This window comes from Streptosporangium sp. NPDC002524 (assembly GCF_040295985.1).
Classification (GTDB): Bacteria; Actinomycetota; Actinomycetes; order Streptosporangiales; family Streptosporangiaceae; genus Streptosporangium.
Genome location: NZ_JBEOWK010000018.1, coordinates 1 through 15082 on the forward strand (window position 1 = coordinate 1; position 15082 = coordinate 15082).

The window sequence follows — 15082 nt, forward strand, 5'->3', positions numbered from 1 at the left end:
GGCCAGGTCATCGGCTTCTCCCTCACCTGGCCCGGCCAGGAACACGGCCCCCTGTGGATCACCGGCGACACCGTCCACCACCGCGCCCTGCGCCGGGCCGCCACCCGGATCCAGCCCGGCACCCTCCTGCTCCACCTGGGCGCCGTCGCCTTCCCCCTCACCGGCCCGCTGCGCTACTCCATGACCGCACACCAGGCCCTGCGGCTGTGCGAGACCATCTCCCCGCACACCATCCTGCCCGTCCACTACGAAGGATGGCAGCACTTCCGCCAGGGCCGCGACGGCATCGAACACGACCTGCTGCGAGCACCGAGACAGATCGGCGACCGGTTCCACTGGCTGCCCCGGGGCTCGGCGGAACAGGTCCGGATCTGACCCCCTCCGGGAAAAAGCGCAGGCCGCGCGGAGAGGAACACCGCCGAGCCGGTCTCCGAGGTGTCCCGGAGACCGGTGGGAACGTCAGACGACGGAAAACGTCAGGCGCGTCCCTCCACGAGGACCCCGTCGACCCGGCGCGGGATGCCCAGCGGGTTGTCGTCGCGCAGCTCGGGCGGCAGGAGCGCGGCCGGCCAGTCCTGGTAGGCGGTCGGCACCAGCCACCTGCGGATCGCGGCGGCACCGACCGAGGTGTGGGCGGCGGCCGTGCTGGCGGGCCAGGGACCGCCGTGGTGCATGGCCCAGCGGACCGCCACCCCGGTCGGCCAGCCGTTCCAGATCAGCCGTCCGGCCTTCCTGAGCAGCACCTCGGCGCTCCCGCGCGCCTCGGCGGGGTCGGTCGCGTGGATCGTCGCGGTCAGCGAGCCGTCCAGCCTTTCCAGTACGGGGGGCAGGTCCGCGGGGTCGGTGTAGACGACCACGAGGGCGGCCGGGCCGAAGCACTCCTCCACGAGATCGGGCAGGTCCGCGGCGAACGTCGCCAGGTCGGTGACGAACACCTGCGGGGTCACCGCGAACGCCCCCTCGCCCGGCTGCCCCTCGGCGAGCGGGGTGAGCTTGCCGAGCCTGGCCAGCCCGCGCAGGTAGCCGCCCTGCATCCGCTCGGTGAGCATCGGCCCGCCCACGGTCTCGGAGACCGCCTCGGAGACCGACACCAGGAGCTCGGTGTCGTCGGGGACGAACACCAGCCCCGGGTTGGTGCAGAACTGGCCGGTGCCGAGGGTGAGCGAGGCGGCGAACCCCTGGGCGAGGCCGTCGCGGGCGGCCGAGGGCAGCACGACGACGGGGTTGACGCTGCCCAGCTCGCCGTAGAACGGGATGGGGTCGGGACGCTCGGCGATGAGCGCCTGGACGGCCTTGCCCCCGGGGATGGAGCCGGTGAACCCGACGGCCGCCACGGACGGGTGCCCGGCCAGCCGCTTCCCCGCGTCGAGCCCGCGGACCAGGCCGAGCAGCGCCGGGTCGGGCAGGGCGCGCTGGATGATCTGCCACGACAGCTCCGACGTGGCCGGATGCCCGTCGTGGGCCTTGACCACCACCGGGCACCCGGCGGCGAGCGCCGAAGCCGTGTCACCGCCCGCGACCGAGAAGGCGAACGGGAAGTTGCTCGCCGCGAAGACCCCGGCCACGCCGGGCAGCGGGTGGTTCATCCGCCGCAGGTCGGGAACCGGCGGCTGGGCCGTCGCGTGGTCGATCACCGCCTCCACGTGCCCGCCGTCCCGCAGCACCTGGGCGAAGAGCCGGAACTGGCCGGCGGCCCGCCCCACCTCGCCGCGCAGCCGGGTCTCCCCGAGCGCGGTCTCCGCGTCGGCCGCCCGCCAGAGCTCCTCGACGTTCGCCTCCAGCGCCGCCGCGACCGCGTCGAGCGCCGTCGCCCGGTCCGCGGAGCGCCAGGCGGCCCCGGCCGCGTGCGCCGCCCCGACGATCACGTCCACCTCGTCGTCCGAGGTCAGCGGGAAGGGGTCTCCGACGGACTCGCCGGTCCTGGGGTCGATTGAGTGGATCAAAACGGAAGCCTTTCCTCAACGGAGCCTGCCACGCCAGACCCACTCTCCTACGGTAAGCGCTTTCCGTCACAGTGGCCACCCAGCGCGGATCCGCTCGCCCTCATCGGCCACGCCTCGGCGGTCCGGCCTCGGAGGCCGGGGTAATCACAGGGCCGACCGACGGCAACCGTGAGACACCGCAGGCTCGAATGACCAGGTAGGGAGGTTCCCACTGCCTGCGGGGAGCTCTCCGAGCCGAAATGATCATCCAGATGGGTGAGGCGTCGACCGGGCGTCACCACGTCCCGGACACCACGCAGGGGCGTGGGCAAACGCGAAGTCTCGATCGCCCGTAATAGGTCAAGGGCAGGAGAAGTCCGAAGATGACCGATCTACGTGAATGCGTCGACGAACTGGACAAACTCGAAGACACCATAACCAGCATGAGGTGCCGGCTGAGCCGGGAGATCCGCCGGCAGCGCCGGTTCGCCGCCGACGCCTCCCACGAGCTGCGCACTCCCATCGCGGGCCTGCGCGTCTCCCTCGAAGAGGCCGCGCGCAACCCCCAGAAGACCGACCTGGAAAACCTCCTCTCGCACGCGTTGAGCAACGTCGACCGGCTGCAGGCGATCGTGGCCGACCTGTTCGTTCTCACGGAGCTGGAGGCGAGCACGAGCCTCGCCGAATACAAGACGGTCGACCTGGCCAAGATCATTCAGATGCAGGTCTACCGGCGGAAGGACCAGCACAAGATCGGCCTGCGGTGCCGGCCGGGGATCCTGGTGGAGGCCGCTCCGGAGAAGATCGGCCGGATGCTCGCCGAGTTGCTCGACAACGCCCAGCGCCACGCCGAACACGTCGTGGAGGTCGAGCTGAGCCACGATTCTCGTCACGCCATCCTGACCGTCGCCGACGACGGGCGAGGCATCGCCGAAGCCGACAGGCAGCGCGTCTTCGACCGGTTCATCCGGCTGGACGAGGCCCGTTCACGCGACCTCGGCGGCACCGGCCTGGGCCTGACGATCGCCCGCGACATCATCACGTCCCATGCCGGCACGATCCACGTCGAGAACTCGTCACTGGGCGGCGCCTGCTTCGTCGTCCGCCTCCCCCTGGCCGACCCGGCCGTGCCGGTGTCCTCGGTCGACGCGTCGAGCAACGGGCATCACGGCGGCTGACCAAACGGCCGCCGACCTCCCCGGGGCCGTCCCGGGAGACCCCGCCCGGCGCCGAACCCGACCCTTCACACGGTCGTCCGCGAGTTCGCGGTTACTTCCTGCGGCCTGGATCTCCGGGCGAAGAATAAGACTCCTGCCGCATTATGTCCAAAACCGGATCCAGCAATTCATATACACTCAAGCGGCCCTGAAGCGCCTGGAAAGGAATGCTGTCCCGGTCTCTCAGAATTGCGATGAAAATATGCTCGGCGCCGATAACGGGATCGCCGCTCTCGGCATCGACAACCCCGTGCTCGGATGCTATCCGAGATGCCACAGCCAGGATTCGCTCGACCCTCGGCGTGAATTTTTGGGCGGTCACCCCGCAAGTCTAGCCACCACGGGTCCACCGATGAAGGCCTCTGTCTGCTTCGGCGACAAGCAGACAGCAGTGGAGTCCAGGCCGATCACTTCACGTAGTCGGGAAGCCAGATCCAATAACCCTCGACCCACTCGCATGCCCACCAACCCTCGTCAAAGACGAAGACCCCATCCCGCCTATCCCGGTGTGGCGGATTTCCCACCATTTTCCCACCATGGAGGCGTGGAGGGCAGAAAGCTTCGACATCGATGTTGATGTTCATCGAAAAGAAGCAATGCTCCGTCCACCGGTTGGTGGACGGAGCGTCGCACTCAGCGACCCGGAACTACGTCGCGGCCTCGATGGCCAGCACTTCGCGAAACTCGCCGATGGCCGGGCGGTTCCGCTGGTCGAGGGGTACGGCACGCAACAGCATTCGCCCGGTCTCGATGATGTAGCGGCTGCGATAGGCGGTCGGAAGGGCATCGATCACCGTTGCCGCGCGTCGCACGCCTTCGTCGACGCCTCCCCTGACGACCGTGCAGAGCGCCTCATGGAGCATGATGTTGGCTCCGTACTGGTAGTCGCCGGTCAGCCTGAGCACATTCTCCCGAGCTGTGGCCGCCTTGTCCTCGTCACCCGCGCTGGCGTGAACCCAGCTCTCGGCGAAGTGGATCTGGTTATCTTTCCAGAAGCCGATCGAGTCTCCGGTGGCGCCCTTCGCCGCCAGGTCGACGAGGGCGTTCAGCGTCTCGCGTGCCTCTTCGTGTTTGCCGAGCATGGAGAGGGCCTTCGCCTGTGTGGTCATCAGGTCGACGGAGGGTCCACCGGCGATCCGCTCGGCGTTCCGGGCAAGGCGGAGAACCGTTTCGGGCGTGCGCTGTCCGTAAAGGCCCGCGCCTGCCTCCTCACACCGGACCAGCAGGCGCACCTCCCGATCCCCGGAGGCGTCGGCCGCGTGACGGGCCGTGTGCCACCAGCGGACAGCGGCCCCGTGGTCGCCCAGCCGGGTCAGCGCGTTGCCGTGGACGGCGGAGAGCGCGGCCAGGACCCGCTGCAGCCCGGTCACCTCAGCGGGAGGGGAGGCTTCCAGCTGCCGCCGCAGGAGAAGCAGGTCGATGACGAGATCGGCCACCACCTGCGCTGGGGGCCGGGTCCGGAGCGCGTACAGGTGATCGTCGCAAGCCATCTCCCATTCTTCGCCGCTGCGGAAATCGTGATCGAGGGACAGGTCGAGAAGCTGGCGAACCGGCTCGCCGGAAGCGCCGAGAATCCCGATCCCGGCACTGGCGGCGGCAAGCTGCAAAAGTCGTCGGCGTTCCATGTCGTCGTCTCCATCTGACGCCTTCCGAATGAGACTACCCTCGGACACTTCTCCCGAGTCGGCGGCGTCCGGCGAATCTGCGAACAACTCCCCCTCGGTGACCTCGAAGACCTGCGCGAGCAGCTGCGGGTAAGGCTCGCTCGGCCGATGCTTACCGGCCTCCCATGTGCGGACCATGCGGGCCAAAGATTCGTGAGTCGGCATGTGTGCCCGAATACGGCCATTTGTCGCATCGATCAGCTGGCGGGCGACTTCTTTGGGGGACCATTTCCGCGACCGCCGCTCTTCGCGCAACCGTACGGCCCACACAGGAAGATCATTCATGCGCGCACCTCAAGAACACAGGGGATGCAGGGGATATCCGCCCCATCCGAAGTGTCCCCTGTCGTGGAGCGGTCACGCAGCGTTCTCATGGAGTCGCCACGAAAAAACGAAGCCCGCCCGTGGCATCGCGCGCCAGGACGGGCCCCTTGCTCAGGAAGGTCCTCCTGACCCGATGAACAACCCTGATGCGCCGGTTCTCGACCGGACCACAACGAGTGGCCGCGACCGCTTCGCCGCCGCGCCACCCGTCACCGAAGCCTCGCCCGCCCTGCGACGCGCCGGGGACCTGGCCGCCGTCCTGTGCGACGTCCACGGCATCGAGGCCGACGTCCACGAGCTGCGCTCCGGCAACGCCATCGTGTCCGTCTTCCTCGGGCTCCTGGCCTACACCGACGGCGAGGAGTTCTGGTGGACCAGCCCCGAGCTCAACAGAGCGGGCAGCCCGCTGCTCAGCTCCGCGCCGACGCTGCCCCTCGCCGCCGAGCAGCTCGCCGGGCACTACGCGATCCTGCGCGCCCGACCCGCCACCGGCGTGCTGGGAAGCGAGCTGCCGCTCCTGGCCGACGCTCTCTTGCCCGACGATGCCGACGATGTCGTCCCACGCTGACCGGAAGGAAGCAGACGTGATCCCGCCCCACGGCACACCGGCAGGCGACCGGCTCAGCGCGGCCACCTGGCGGCCCGGTGCCATCACCGCACTCCAGCACCTGCGAACCGAGCTGCACAACCATCGCGTCTATCCCGCCATCGCCTACGACGAGGGACAGCCCCGCCTGGTGATCGGCTCCGGCACGCTGACCGTCTGGGCCGACCGCGAAGGCATGTTCTTCTGCTGGGGCACCCACCACCTGGAGGAGCCCGCCGAGCACGCCCCGGCCGACGACCTGCCACAGGTCGCCCGCCAGATCGCCCGGCGACTCGGCGAGCACTACACCGAGCCGATTACGGCTCCATGAACAGCGTGACGGCACGGCGACCAGCCTCCCGTGCCGTCGCGCTCACACTCCCCGCAGGCGGTGGTGCGTGACCAGGGGCCGCAGCGGGGTGAGGCGCGGGGGCCGGGAGTCGTCGCCCGGCCCTCCGCACCTCGGAGGAGAGTACGAGCTGCCCGACACCCCGAGCGGCGATCCGGAGGACGCCCGTAGCGCCTGGCCCTGCCCTGGCGTCAGCGCGCACCCGGTACGCGTCACCTCGGAGTACCGGGCACTCGGCTGGGATTCGTTACCGCAGGGGCGTTACCGCGTCGTGGAGCACACGTGCTCCTGCCGGACGGTCTTCTACGAGTTGGTGTCGTGCGGTGGCCTCTACATGATCCACAGGGTGATCCAGCGCAGGCCACCGGAGCATGCCTTCACCGGGCGGTGGACGCTCCGCGAGGCGCGGGAGATGTGGCAGCGGGTGCTGACCGGGCAGGCGCGATAGACGGACGCGAAGGCCGACGATGCCTGCTTCGGTATTCGGCACCGGCCCGCCCCGTGAACACACCCCGTCACGTCGCGGAGGCGAGATCAGGGAAGCACCGCCTCCCAGCGGGCGATCAGGGTCTTGCCTCCGGGGGTCACCGTCACGTTGTCCCCCGCCTTGCCCAGGGCGGCGCGCAGTGTCTTCGCCTCGTCCCCCCGGTAGGTCCGGGTGCCGAAGTTGCCGCCGGTCGCGGCCTCGATCGGCGTGGTGATCCCCTCGGGCCAGGTCGCCTGCCGGATGGGCCGGGTGCTCGGGTCCTCGTACATCGTCACCGTGATCGGCGCGGTGACGTCGGGGGTGCCGGTGGAGCGGATCTTGGCGGTCAGCTTCGAGAGGCGCTCGGTCGCGGCGACGATCGGTGCGTCCTCCGCCGTCGGCGTCCCCTCCAGCCGGGTCTCGTGGGTCCTCCCGCCGGAGTCCACCACGGTGACGACGGCGAAGGGCTGGTCGGTGGCCCCTCCCGTACGGTCGAGCGTGCCCTCCCGGCCGGTCAGGGACGTGACGAGCCCGGCCCGCAGGTCGCGCAGCTCGGCCTCCGGGAGCGGGACGACGACCACTTCCCCGTCGCGCAGCGAGGCGGCCCGCCCGTCGGCGGTGACGCTCATGCTGTCACCGCCCTCGCACGTCATCCCGCCGCAGGTGACGAACCGGACGACGACGTCACCCGGCCGCGTCTCGGCGGGCGCGGCGGGCCCGGTGGGCTCGGGAGTCTCGACGGCGGCGCTGGTCCCGGTGGTCGCGGAGCAGCCGGTCAGGAGGAGGAGCACGGCGGCGAGCAGGAAGCGCATCACACCACTGAAACGGATCGGGCCCCCGGCCGGTTCACGCCCCACCGGGCCGCGCGGCCTCCCCGGCCCCCTGGAGCTCTCCGAACCGGGCCCGTACGCCCAACCCGGCGGGCCGGATCGGCCGCCGGGTGACACCGAGGGGCCGTCAGGAACGGGCGGCCTCGGCGGTCCTCCTCGCCCAGCGGTAGTCGGCCTTGCCCGCCGGGGAGCGGACCATCTCGTCGACGAAGGCGAAGGTCCTGGGCACCTTGTAGCCGGAGATCTTGTCCCGGCAGTGGGCGTCGAGCTCCTCGGCCGTCGGCGAAGTGCCGGGGCGCGGCTCGATCACCGCCGCCACCCGGTTGCCCCACCGCTCGTCCGGGATGCCCGTCACGACCGCGTCGAAGACCGCCGGGTGGCCCTTGAGCACCGCCTCGACCTCCTCGGGGAAGACCTTCTCCCCGCCGGTGTTGATGCAGGCGGAACCCCGGCCGAAGATCGCGATGGTGCCGTCCTCCTCGACCTTCGCGATGTCGCCGGTGAGCAGCCAGCGGACCCCGTCCTTGTCCGTCACGAAGGTGCGGGCCGTCTTGGCCTCGTCCTTGTAGTAGCCGGAGGCGATGCGTCCGCTCCTCGCCACGGTGCCCAGCTCGTCCGAGCCGGGCTTGACCGGTTCGAGAACCTCGTTGAGCACGGCCATGGTCGCCTGGGGGTTCGCCTGGTAGCGCAGCCCAGACTCGGGCGAGGAACCGGGGACCGCCGAGGCGGTGAAGCCGGATTCGGTGGAGCCGAAGCTGTCGACGATCATCTTCCCGGGCAGCAGCTCCTCCAGCCGCGCGCGCACCGAACCGCTGAGGATCGCGCCGGTGGAGCTCAGCACGAACAGCGAGGACAGGTCGTAGGCGCCGGTGGCGATCTCCTCGACCAGCGGGCGGGCCATCGCGTCCCCGGTGATGTTGAGCGTCAGCACCCTCTCCCGCTCGATCGTCCGCAGCACCTCGGCCGCGTCGAACTTGCGGACGTACGCGATCGTGCCGCCCATGCACCAGGTGATGAACGTGCCCATCTGGGCGGCGCCGTGCATCAGCGGGGCCGCGGCCATCATCGTCATCTCGCCCGCGGCGACGGCCGCCTCGATCACCTCGCCCGGGGTGGCGCGCGGCTCGCCGTAGGGGTTGCCGCCGCCGAAGGCGAAGAACAGGTCCTCGGTGCGCCACATCACGCCCTTGGGCATGCCGGTCGTGCCGCCGGTGTAGATGATGTAGAGGTCGTCGCCCGACCGCTCGGGGAACCCGCGCGTCTCCGGCTGCCCGGCCAGCGCCTCCTCGTACGGCACCGCGCCCTCGACCACGGACGGCCCTCCCACCGCGATCAGGTGTTCCAGGGCGGGGGCGTCGGGGGCCGTGGCCGCCACCCGGGCGTCGAACTCCACGTCGAACAGCAGGGCCACGATGTCGGAGTCGCGGTAGAGGTAGAGCAGCTCCGCCTCGACGTAGCGGTAGTTCACGTTGACCGGCACCGCCCGGATCTTGAGGGTGGCCAGCAGCCCCGCCACGTACTCGATGCCGTTGCACAGGTGGATCCCGACGTGCTGCCCGGGGCGCACGCCCCTGCCCTGGAGGAAGTGGGCGAGCCGGTTGGCGTGCGCGTCCAGCTCGGCGTAGGTCGCGCGGCGTTCACCGCAGACGACGGCCGTGCGGTCCCCGACCGCGTCGGCGAGCCCTTCGAACAGATCCGCGTGGTTGAACTCCATTCGCACCCCTCCTGGGGGATCAGGGTTTGTCGCTGCCGACCATCCACATCGCGAAGAACTGCGCGCCTCCCCCGTACGCGTGCCCGAGGGCCCGCCTGGCGCCGTCCACCTGGTGCTCCCCCGCCATCCCCCGCACCTGGAGCGCCGCCTCGGCGAACCTGATCAGCCCGGAGGCGCCGATCGGGTTGCTCGACAGCACGCCGCCCGAGGCGTTCCACGGGGTGTCGCCGTCCAGGGCGGTGGCCCCGGACTCGGTGAGCTTCCAGCCCTCCCCCTCGGCGGCGAAGCCGAGGTTCTCCAGCCACATCGGCTCGTACCAGGAGAAGGGCACGTACACCTCCGCCACGTCGATCTCCCGGCGCGGGTCGGTGATCCCGGCCTGCCGGTAGACGTCGGCCGCGCAGTCCTTGCCGCCCTGCGGGTTCACGGTGTCGCGGCCCGCGCGGAAGATCGGCTCGGAGCGCGTCGCCGCGCCGAGCACCCAGGCGGGGGTGCTTCCGGTGAGCTTGTCCTCCGCGGCGAGGACCATCGCGCAGGCGCCGTCGGAGGACGGGCAGGTGTCGAGGTAGCGGATCGGCTCCCAGAGCATCGGGGTCGACTCGACCATTCTCAGGTCGATGCCGGGGATCCTCAGGTGGGCGTACGGGTTCCTCAGGGCGTTGCGCCGGTCCTTGACGGCCACCAGGTGGCCGATGTGCTCCGGGGCTCCGGAGCGGCGGATGTACTCGCGGATGTGCGGGGCGAAGTAGCCGCCCGCGCCGACGACCAGCGAGGCGCTGAACGGCAGGTGGGTGGAGAGCGCCCAGGTCGCGTTGGACTCCGACTGCTTCTCGAAGGCCACCACCAGCACCCGGTCGTGCACGCCGCCCTGGATCAGCGAGGCCCCGACGAGCGCGGTGGACCCGCCGACCGAACCGGCGGTGTGCACCCGCATCATCGGCTTGCCCGCGGCGCCCAGCGCGTCGGCGAGGTACGCCTCGGGCATCATCACGCCCTCGAACAGGTCGGGCGCCTTGCCGATGACGACCGCGTCGATGTCCTTCCAGGTCAGGCCCGCGTCCTCCAGCGCGCGCAGGGCCGCCTCGCGGACCAGCCCGGCGAGGGAGACGTCGCGCCGCTTGGTCGTGTAGTGGGTCTGGCCGACCCCGATGACAGCGCAGGGGTTACCCATGGTCACTCACCGCTCCTCGCTCGCTCCGCGGGGGTTGCCCATCTCACGCCTCCATCACGGTGACGAGGTTGTGCTGGAGGCAGGGGCCGCTCGCGGCGTGCCCGAGGGCGCGGCCCGCAGTGCCGTCCATGATTCGCCCGGCCGCCTCGCCGATCCTGATGAGGCCGGTGGCCATGACCGGGTTCGCGGCGAGGGGGCCGCCGCTCGGGTTGACGCGCGTGCCCTCCGGGAGCTCCAGCGCCTCGCGCAGGATGAGCTCCTCGTGGCTGAACTGGACGTGCAGCTCGGCCACGTCCACGTCACCCTTGCCGGCCCCCGCCGCTCGTGCGGCGTCGGCGGCGGAGGCCGACCGGGCGAGGTCCCTCATGCCCAGGTAGTGCGGCTCTATGCGGTGCGCGATCCCCGTTATCCACGCGGGCCGCTCGCACAGCTCCCTGGCCAGGTCACCGGCCGCCAGAACCAGCGCGGCGGCGCCGTCGGTGATCGGGGCGATGTCGTACGGCCGCAGCGGCGCGACCTCCGCGTCCTCCGCGGTGGGATCCGGGCTGGGATCCGGCAGGTCGAGGGCGTACGGGTTCGCCCTGCCGTCGGCGCGGCTGCGCCGCACGATCTCGTCCAGCTCGGCCCGGTCCGCCCCGGTGGCCGACGCCTGCAGCGCGGCGAAGGAGACCTGGTCCAGTCCGAGGGGGGCGAGGTAGTACGGGTCCAGCTGGAGCGTCATGATCTCCCGCAGGTCCCCCTGGGACGACTTGCCGAAGCCGTAGACCAGGGCGGAGTCGACGTCGCCGTGCTGGAGCCTGACCCAGGCCTCGTACAGCGCCCAGGCCGCGTCCATCTCGACGTGGCTCTCCGAGATCGGCGGCCAGGCGCCGAGCGCGTCGAGCGCGGAGACGAACGAGAAAGGCGCGCCCGCCAGGTAGTCGCACGACCCCGAGCAGGTGAAGCCGAACCTCCGCAGCCCGGTCGCGGCCCGCACCTCCTCCAGCGGGGGCAGGATGAGCTCGGCCTCGCCCTGTCCCTCGTCGACGGCGCTGTGCCGGGTCTGCGCGAACGCGACGACCGCTATCTCCCGCATCTAGAGCTCCGCGTCCGGCTCGCCGGTGGGGGCGAACCACTTGATGTTCGACATGGACATCGTCCGCTCCTCCTCGGGCACCCACACGGCCCGCACCCGCATGCCCTGGCGCACCTCGTGGGCCGGGATCCCGCCGACCAGGGCGATCATCGGGATGTCGGTGCCGTCGAGCTGGATGTACGCCGAGACGAACGGCACCTCGGGGGCCCGGGGGTCGGGCAGGTTGTTGATGGCGAAGGTGGTGATCGTGCCGGTGTCCGGGACGACCGTCTCCTCGGTGATCGACACCCCGCACTCGGGACAGGACAGCCGGTAGGGCACGTAGACCTTGTGGCAGGTGCCGCACCGGCAGCCGATGAGAACCCCCTCGGCGACCCCCTCCAGGAAGCGGGTCAGCGCCCGGCCGGGCGTCACGGTGTACTCGACGCTGACCTCGGAGACGATCCTGGTCACCTCGGGGACGAAGCTCTCGATGTCGGTGATGTGCCCGGTGCGCCCGGCCCGCCAGCGGGGGCGCACCCGCAGCCCGGGGCGCATCGCCCTGGCGTCCGCCGCGTTCCCCACGTCGACCGCGTGCACCAGCGCGGTGTCGGCGCCGTCCAGCCGGATCAGCGCCCAGGCGAACGGCCGGTCCAGCGGGTGGTTCCTCCTCGGGGTGGTCACCCACGCCCAGCTCTCCACGGTGCCCGCGGGGCCGACCTCGACGAACTCGCCGGTCACCGCGTCGCCGGTCTCCGGGTCGTACTCCAGCGGCGGCACCAGCGTGCGCCCGCCCGCGGTGCGGACCCCGACGAGCCGCCCGTCCCGCAGCTCGGTGAGGAAGCGCCCGATCACCGGTCCCGTCGTGCGCGTGTACCCGCCGGGGAACTCCAGCACGTGCCGCGCCCGCAGCGCCTGAGTGTCTTCGCTAGATGGCACGTTCGTGTCCCTTCCAGTACGGGTCACGCAGCTTGCGTTTGAGGAGCTTGCCGTTGGGCTCGCGGGGCATCTCCGCGATGAAGTCGACGGACTTCGGCCACTTCATCCTCGACAGGCGGCCCCGCAGCGACTCGATGAGCTCGGCGGCCAGCTCGGGCGAGGGGACGACCCCGGCCGCGGGCTCGACGACGGCCTTGATCTGCTCGCCCCACTCGTCGTCGGGGATGCCGAACACGGCCACATCGGCGATCTTGGGGTGGACCATGAGCTCGTTCTCGATCTCGGCCGGGTAGATGTTGGTCCCGCCGGAGATGATCATGTCGGCCTTGCGGTCGCAGAGGAAGAGGTAGCCCTCCTCGTCCAGGTAGCCGATGTCGCCGACGGTGAAGTGGTCGCGCAACCGGTTGGCCTCGGTCTTCGCCGGGTCGCCCTTGTACTCGAACTGAACGCCCATCATCTTCATGTAGATGGTGCCAGGGGTCCCCGTCGGGACGGGCTCCAGGTTCTCGTCCACGACGAGCAGTTCGCTGATCGGCCAGGCGGTGCCGACGGTGCCGGGGTGGCTCCTCCAGCCCTCCGGGGTGGCGATGGTGCCGCCGCCCTCGGTGGCCGCGTAGTACTCGTAGACGCAGTCGCCCCACCACTCCAGCATCGCCCACTTGACGGGGACCGGGCAGGGGGCGGCGGCGTGGATCATCCACCTGAGCGAGGAGAGGTCGTACTTGGACCGCACGTCGGCGGGGAGCGCGAGCAGGCGCTTGAAGTGGGTGGGGACCATGTGCGAGTTGGTCACCCGGTACTTCTCGCAGAGCCGGAGCATCTCCTCCGCGTCCCACCTGTCCATGTAGACGAGGGTGTGCCCCATCTGCAGGGCCGTCCCCCCGAACTGGGTGACGGCGGTGTGGTAGTTCGGCGAGGTGACCAGGTGGACGTTCCCCCCGCCCGGGGTGATGCCGAACAGGGTGAGCAGGAACGTCATCAGCTCGGCCCCGTCGTCCGGGTCCAGGCCGCTGAGCGGGCGGCGCACGCCCTTGGGCCTGCCGGTGGTGCCGGAGGTGTAGTGCATGGTAGCGCCCGCCGTACGGCCGGCGGGGGCGGTGTCCGGCTGCCCTTCGGTCAGCTCCGCGACGGACCGCACCCCTTCGGCCCGCGCTCCTTCGACCCGCACCCCTTCGACCCGCGCTCCTTCGGCCCGTCCGAACGCTTCGGTCCGCCCGAACGCGAAGACGCGGTCGGGGGCGATGCCCGACTCGGCGGCGCCGCGCAGGCCCTCCTCGGCGTAGCGCTCGTGGACGAAGAAGGCGCGCGCCTCGCTGTCGGCGACGATGTAGCCGATCTCGGGGCCGGTGAGGTGCCAGTTGATCGGCGTGTAGTACCAGCCGGCCTGCAGGGCGGCGAGATAGAGGGTGAGCCCGTCGGAGCCGTTGGGCACGAGCCCGCAGACGCCGTCGCCCGCCTTGAGGCCGAGTCCCCTCAGGGCGTGGACGAGGCGGTTGGCACGGGCGAGCAGGTCGCCGGCGCGGTGTTCGGTGCCGTCCGGGTCGACGGCGGCCACCCATCCGGGGTCCGCCTGCGCCAACCTCCAGAAACCGAGCGTACCCATCGGAAATCCTCTCGGTGGAAAGGCCCCGGCACGCCGGAGTGAATCACGTTCTCTTTATCGCGACAAGCCCTGGCGGAACGGGGTATTTAGAACAAGAATCTGTTCTTGTACGCATGGGCAGACTAACCCCGCGCGGTACGCCTAGCAAGCGCTTGACCCAGCATCGGTCCCGCCCGTTCGACACGAGATCCATCGCAGGATCGGCACCCCGGGAGACGCCCCGCCCGGCGGCGCCGGAACCCCGGTCCACCCCGGGCGGCCCGGCCGCGCGGGAACAACCGGGACCCCCGCCCCGGGGAACGCTACGAGTCCAGAATTTCCCGTCAGGCACCTGGCGAATCAACGGAGGTCGTCCCGTGGAACTCCTGCCGATCAGCACCCCGCACTGCCGGGTCGAGCGCGACGGTCACGTCGTGGTCGTCACCATGGACCGGCCCGAGGCGAGGAACGCGCTCTCCACCGACATGCTCGTCGGCCTGGCCGACGCCTGGGCGTACGTCTCGGAGGAGCCCGGGGTCCGCGTCGCCGTGCTGACCGGCGCGCACGGGACGTTCTGCGCAGGCGCCGACCTGAAGGCGATGGGCAGCCCGTCGCAGGACGCCCGGGTCAGGGAGCGGGCCGCGGCCATCCCCGACTTCCACTGGAAGGGCCTGCTCCGCGACTCCGGCGCCCTGCCGACGAAGCCGATCGTCTGCGCGGTCGAGGGGTACGCCGTGGCCGGGGGTACCGAGCTGCTCGTCGGCACCGACCTGCGGGTGGTCGCCGAGTCCGCCACCCTCGGCCTGTTCGAGGCCCGCCGCGCCCTCTTCCCCATGGGCGGCTCCGCGATCCGCCTGCCCCGCCAGATCCCGTACGCCTTCGCCATGGACATCCTGCTCACCGGCCGCGCCGTCACCGCCCGGGAGGCGCTGGCCATGGGCCTGGTCAACCGGGTCGTCCCCGACGGCGAGGCGCTGACCGTAGCCCTGGAGATCGCCGCCCAGGTCGCCGAGTGCGGCCCCCTCGCCGTCCAGGCCATCCTCCGCGCCTACCGCGAGACCCTGGGCCTGCCCGAGGCCGAGGCCCTGAAGGTCTCCGACACCATCGGCTGGCCGGTCATCGGCTCCGAGGACGCCAAGGAGGGCTCCCGAGCCTTCCGCGAAAAGCGCCCGGCCACCTACCGGGGCGAATGACCCGGAGCACCATCGACCTACGAGGCGGACGACGACGTTCTCATCCGGCGATCTTCCGCACGATCTCGCAC

General features: G+C 70.9%; 14 protein-coding genes. 6 read left to right on the forward strand and 8 right to left on the reverse strand.

From position 1 onward, the window contains the following. Positions 1-375, forward strand: a 375-nt coding sequence (locus ABT053_RS28480; RefSeq protein WP_350972939.1) for a hypothetical protein, incomplete at its 5' end; no start/stop codon positions are given. A gap of 101 nt (positions 376-476) precedes the next feature. Here the strand turns inward: ABT053_RS28480 and ABT053_RS28485 are convergent. Next, positions 477-1943 (reverse strand): aldehyde dehydrogenase (NADP(+)), encoded by a 1467-nt coding sequence (locus tag ABT053_RS28485; protein ID WP_350972940.1) that lies wholly within the window; start codon positions 1941-1943, stop codon positions 477-479. Between the two features lie 362 nt (positions 1944-2305). On the opposite strand from ABT053_RS28485, the gene ABT053_RS28490 reads away from it, so the two are divergent. Beyond that, on the forward strand, positions 2306-3100 hold the full coding sequence (locus tag ABT053_RS28490; protein ID WP_350972941.1) for a sensor histidine kinase: 795 nt from the start codon (positions 2306-2308) through the stop codon (positions 3098-3100). A 686-nt stretch (positions 3101-3786) separates the two neighbouring features. Here the strand turns inward: ABT053_RS28490 and ABT053_RS28500 are convergent. Continuing rightward, positions 3787-5088 carry a helix-turn-helix domain-containing protein gene (locus tag ABT053_RS28500; protein WP_350972945.1) on the reverse strand — a complete coding sequence of 434 codons (1302 nt, stop codon included), beginning with the start codon at positions 5086-5088 and terminating at the stop codon, positions 3787-3789. 172 nt (positions 5089-5260) lie between these two features. Here ABT053_RS28500 and ABT053_RS28505 point away from each other — a divergent pair, with 172 nt between their 5' ends. The 3 genes from ABT053_RS28505 (at position 5261) to ABT053_RS28515 (ending at position 6510) form a co-directional block, all read left to right on the forward strand. Further along, positions 5261-5695, forward strand: coding sequence for a hypothetical protein (locus ABT053_RS28505; protein ID WP_350972946.1), 435 nt, complete (start codon positions 5261-5263; stop codon positions 5693-5695). Positions 5696-5711: 16 nt separating this feature from the next. Continuing rightward, positions 5712-6044 (forward strand): hypothetical protein, encoded by a 333-nt coding sequence (locus tag ABT053_RS28510; protein WP_350972947.1) that lies wholly within the window; start codon positions 5712-5714, stop codon positions 6042-6044. A gap of 67 nt (positions 6045-6111) precedes the next feature. Next, the gene (locus ABT053_RS28515) at positions 6112-6510 is read left to right on the forward strand and encodes a hypothetical protein (RefSeq protein ID WP_350972949.1); all 399 of its coding nucleotides are present in this window, start codon (positions 6112-6114) and stop codon (positions 6508-6510) included. Positions 6511-6596: 86 nt separating this feature from the next. Here ABT053_RS28515 and ABT053_RS28520 read toward each other — a convergent pair whose 3' ends face one another. The 6 genes from ABT053_RS28520 to ABT053_RS28545 form a co-directional block, all read right to left on the reverse strand. After that, on the reverse strand, positions 6597-7340 hold the full coding sequence (locus tag ABT053_RS28520; RefSeq protein ID WP_350972951.1) for a hypothetical protein: 744 nt from the start codon (positions 7338-7340) through the stop codon (positions 6597-6599). Between the two features lie 145 nt (positions 7341-7485). Continuing rightward, positions 7486-9072 carry an acyl-CoA synthetase gene (locus tag ABT053_RS28525; RefSeq protein WP_350972952.1) on the reverse strand — a complete coding sequence of 529 codons (1587 nt, stop codon included), beginning with the start codon at positions 9070-9072 and terminating at the stop codon, positions 7486-7488. A 19-nt stretch (positions 9073-9091) separates the two neighbouring features. Further along, positions 9092-10243 (reverse strand): thiolase family protein, encoded by a 1152-nt coding sequence (locus ABT053_RS28530; RefSeq protein WP_350973186.1) that lies wholly within the window; start codon positions 10241-10243, stop codon positions 9092-9094. Between the two features lie 43 nt (positions 10244-10286). Further along, on the reverse strand, positions 10287-11318 hold the full coding sequence (locus tag ABT053_RS28535) for a thiolase family protein (RefSeq protein ID WP_350972954.1): 1032 nt from the start codon (positions 11316-11318) through the stop codon (positions 10287-10289). Continuing rightward, positions 11319-12236 carry a Zn-ribbon domain-containing OB-fold protein gene (locus ABT053_RS28540; RefSeq protein WP_350972956.1) on the reverse strand — a complete coding sequence of 306 codons (918 nt, stop codon included), beginning with the start codon at positions 12234-12236 and terminating at the stop codon, positions 11319-11321. It abuts the gene before it with no gap. Next, positions 12226-13839, reverse strand: coding sequence for an acyl-CoA synthetase (locus ABT053_RS28545; protein WP_350972958.1), 1614 nt, complete (start codon positions 13837-13839; stop codon positions 12226-12228). The genes ABT053_RS28540 and ABT053_RS28545 overlap by 11 nt, the downstream gene beginning before the upstream one ends. 356 nt (positions 13840-14195) lie before the next feature. Between ABT053_RS28545 and ABT053_RS28550 the strand changes: the two genes are divergently transcribed. Continuing rightward, positions 14196-15011: a crotonase/enoyl-CoA hydratase family protein gene (locus ABT053_RS28550; protein WP_350972961.1), complete on the forward strand. Its 816-nt coding sequence runs from the start codon at positions 14196-14198 to the stop codon at positions 15009-15011. The last annotated feature ends 71 nt before the right edge of the window (positions 15012-15082 follow it).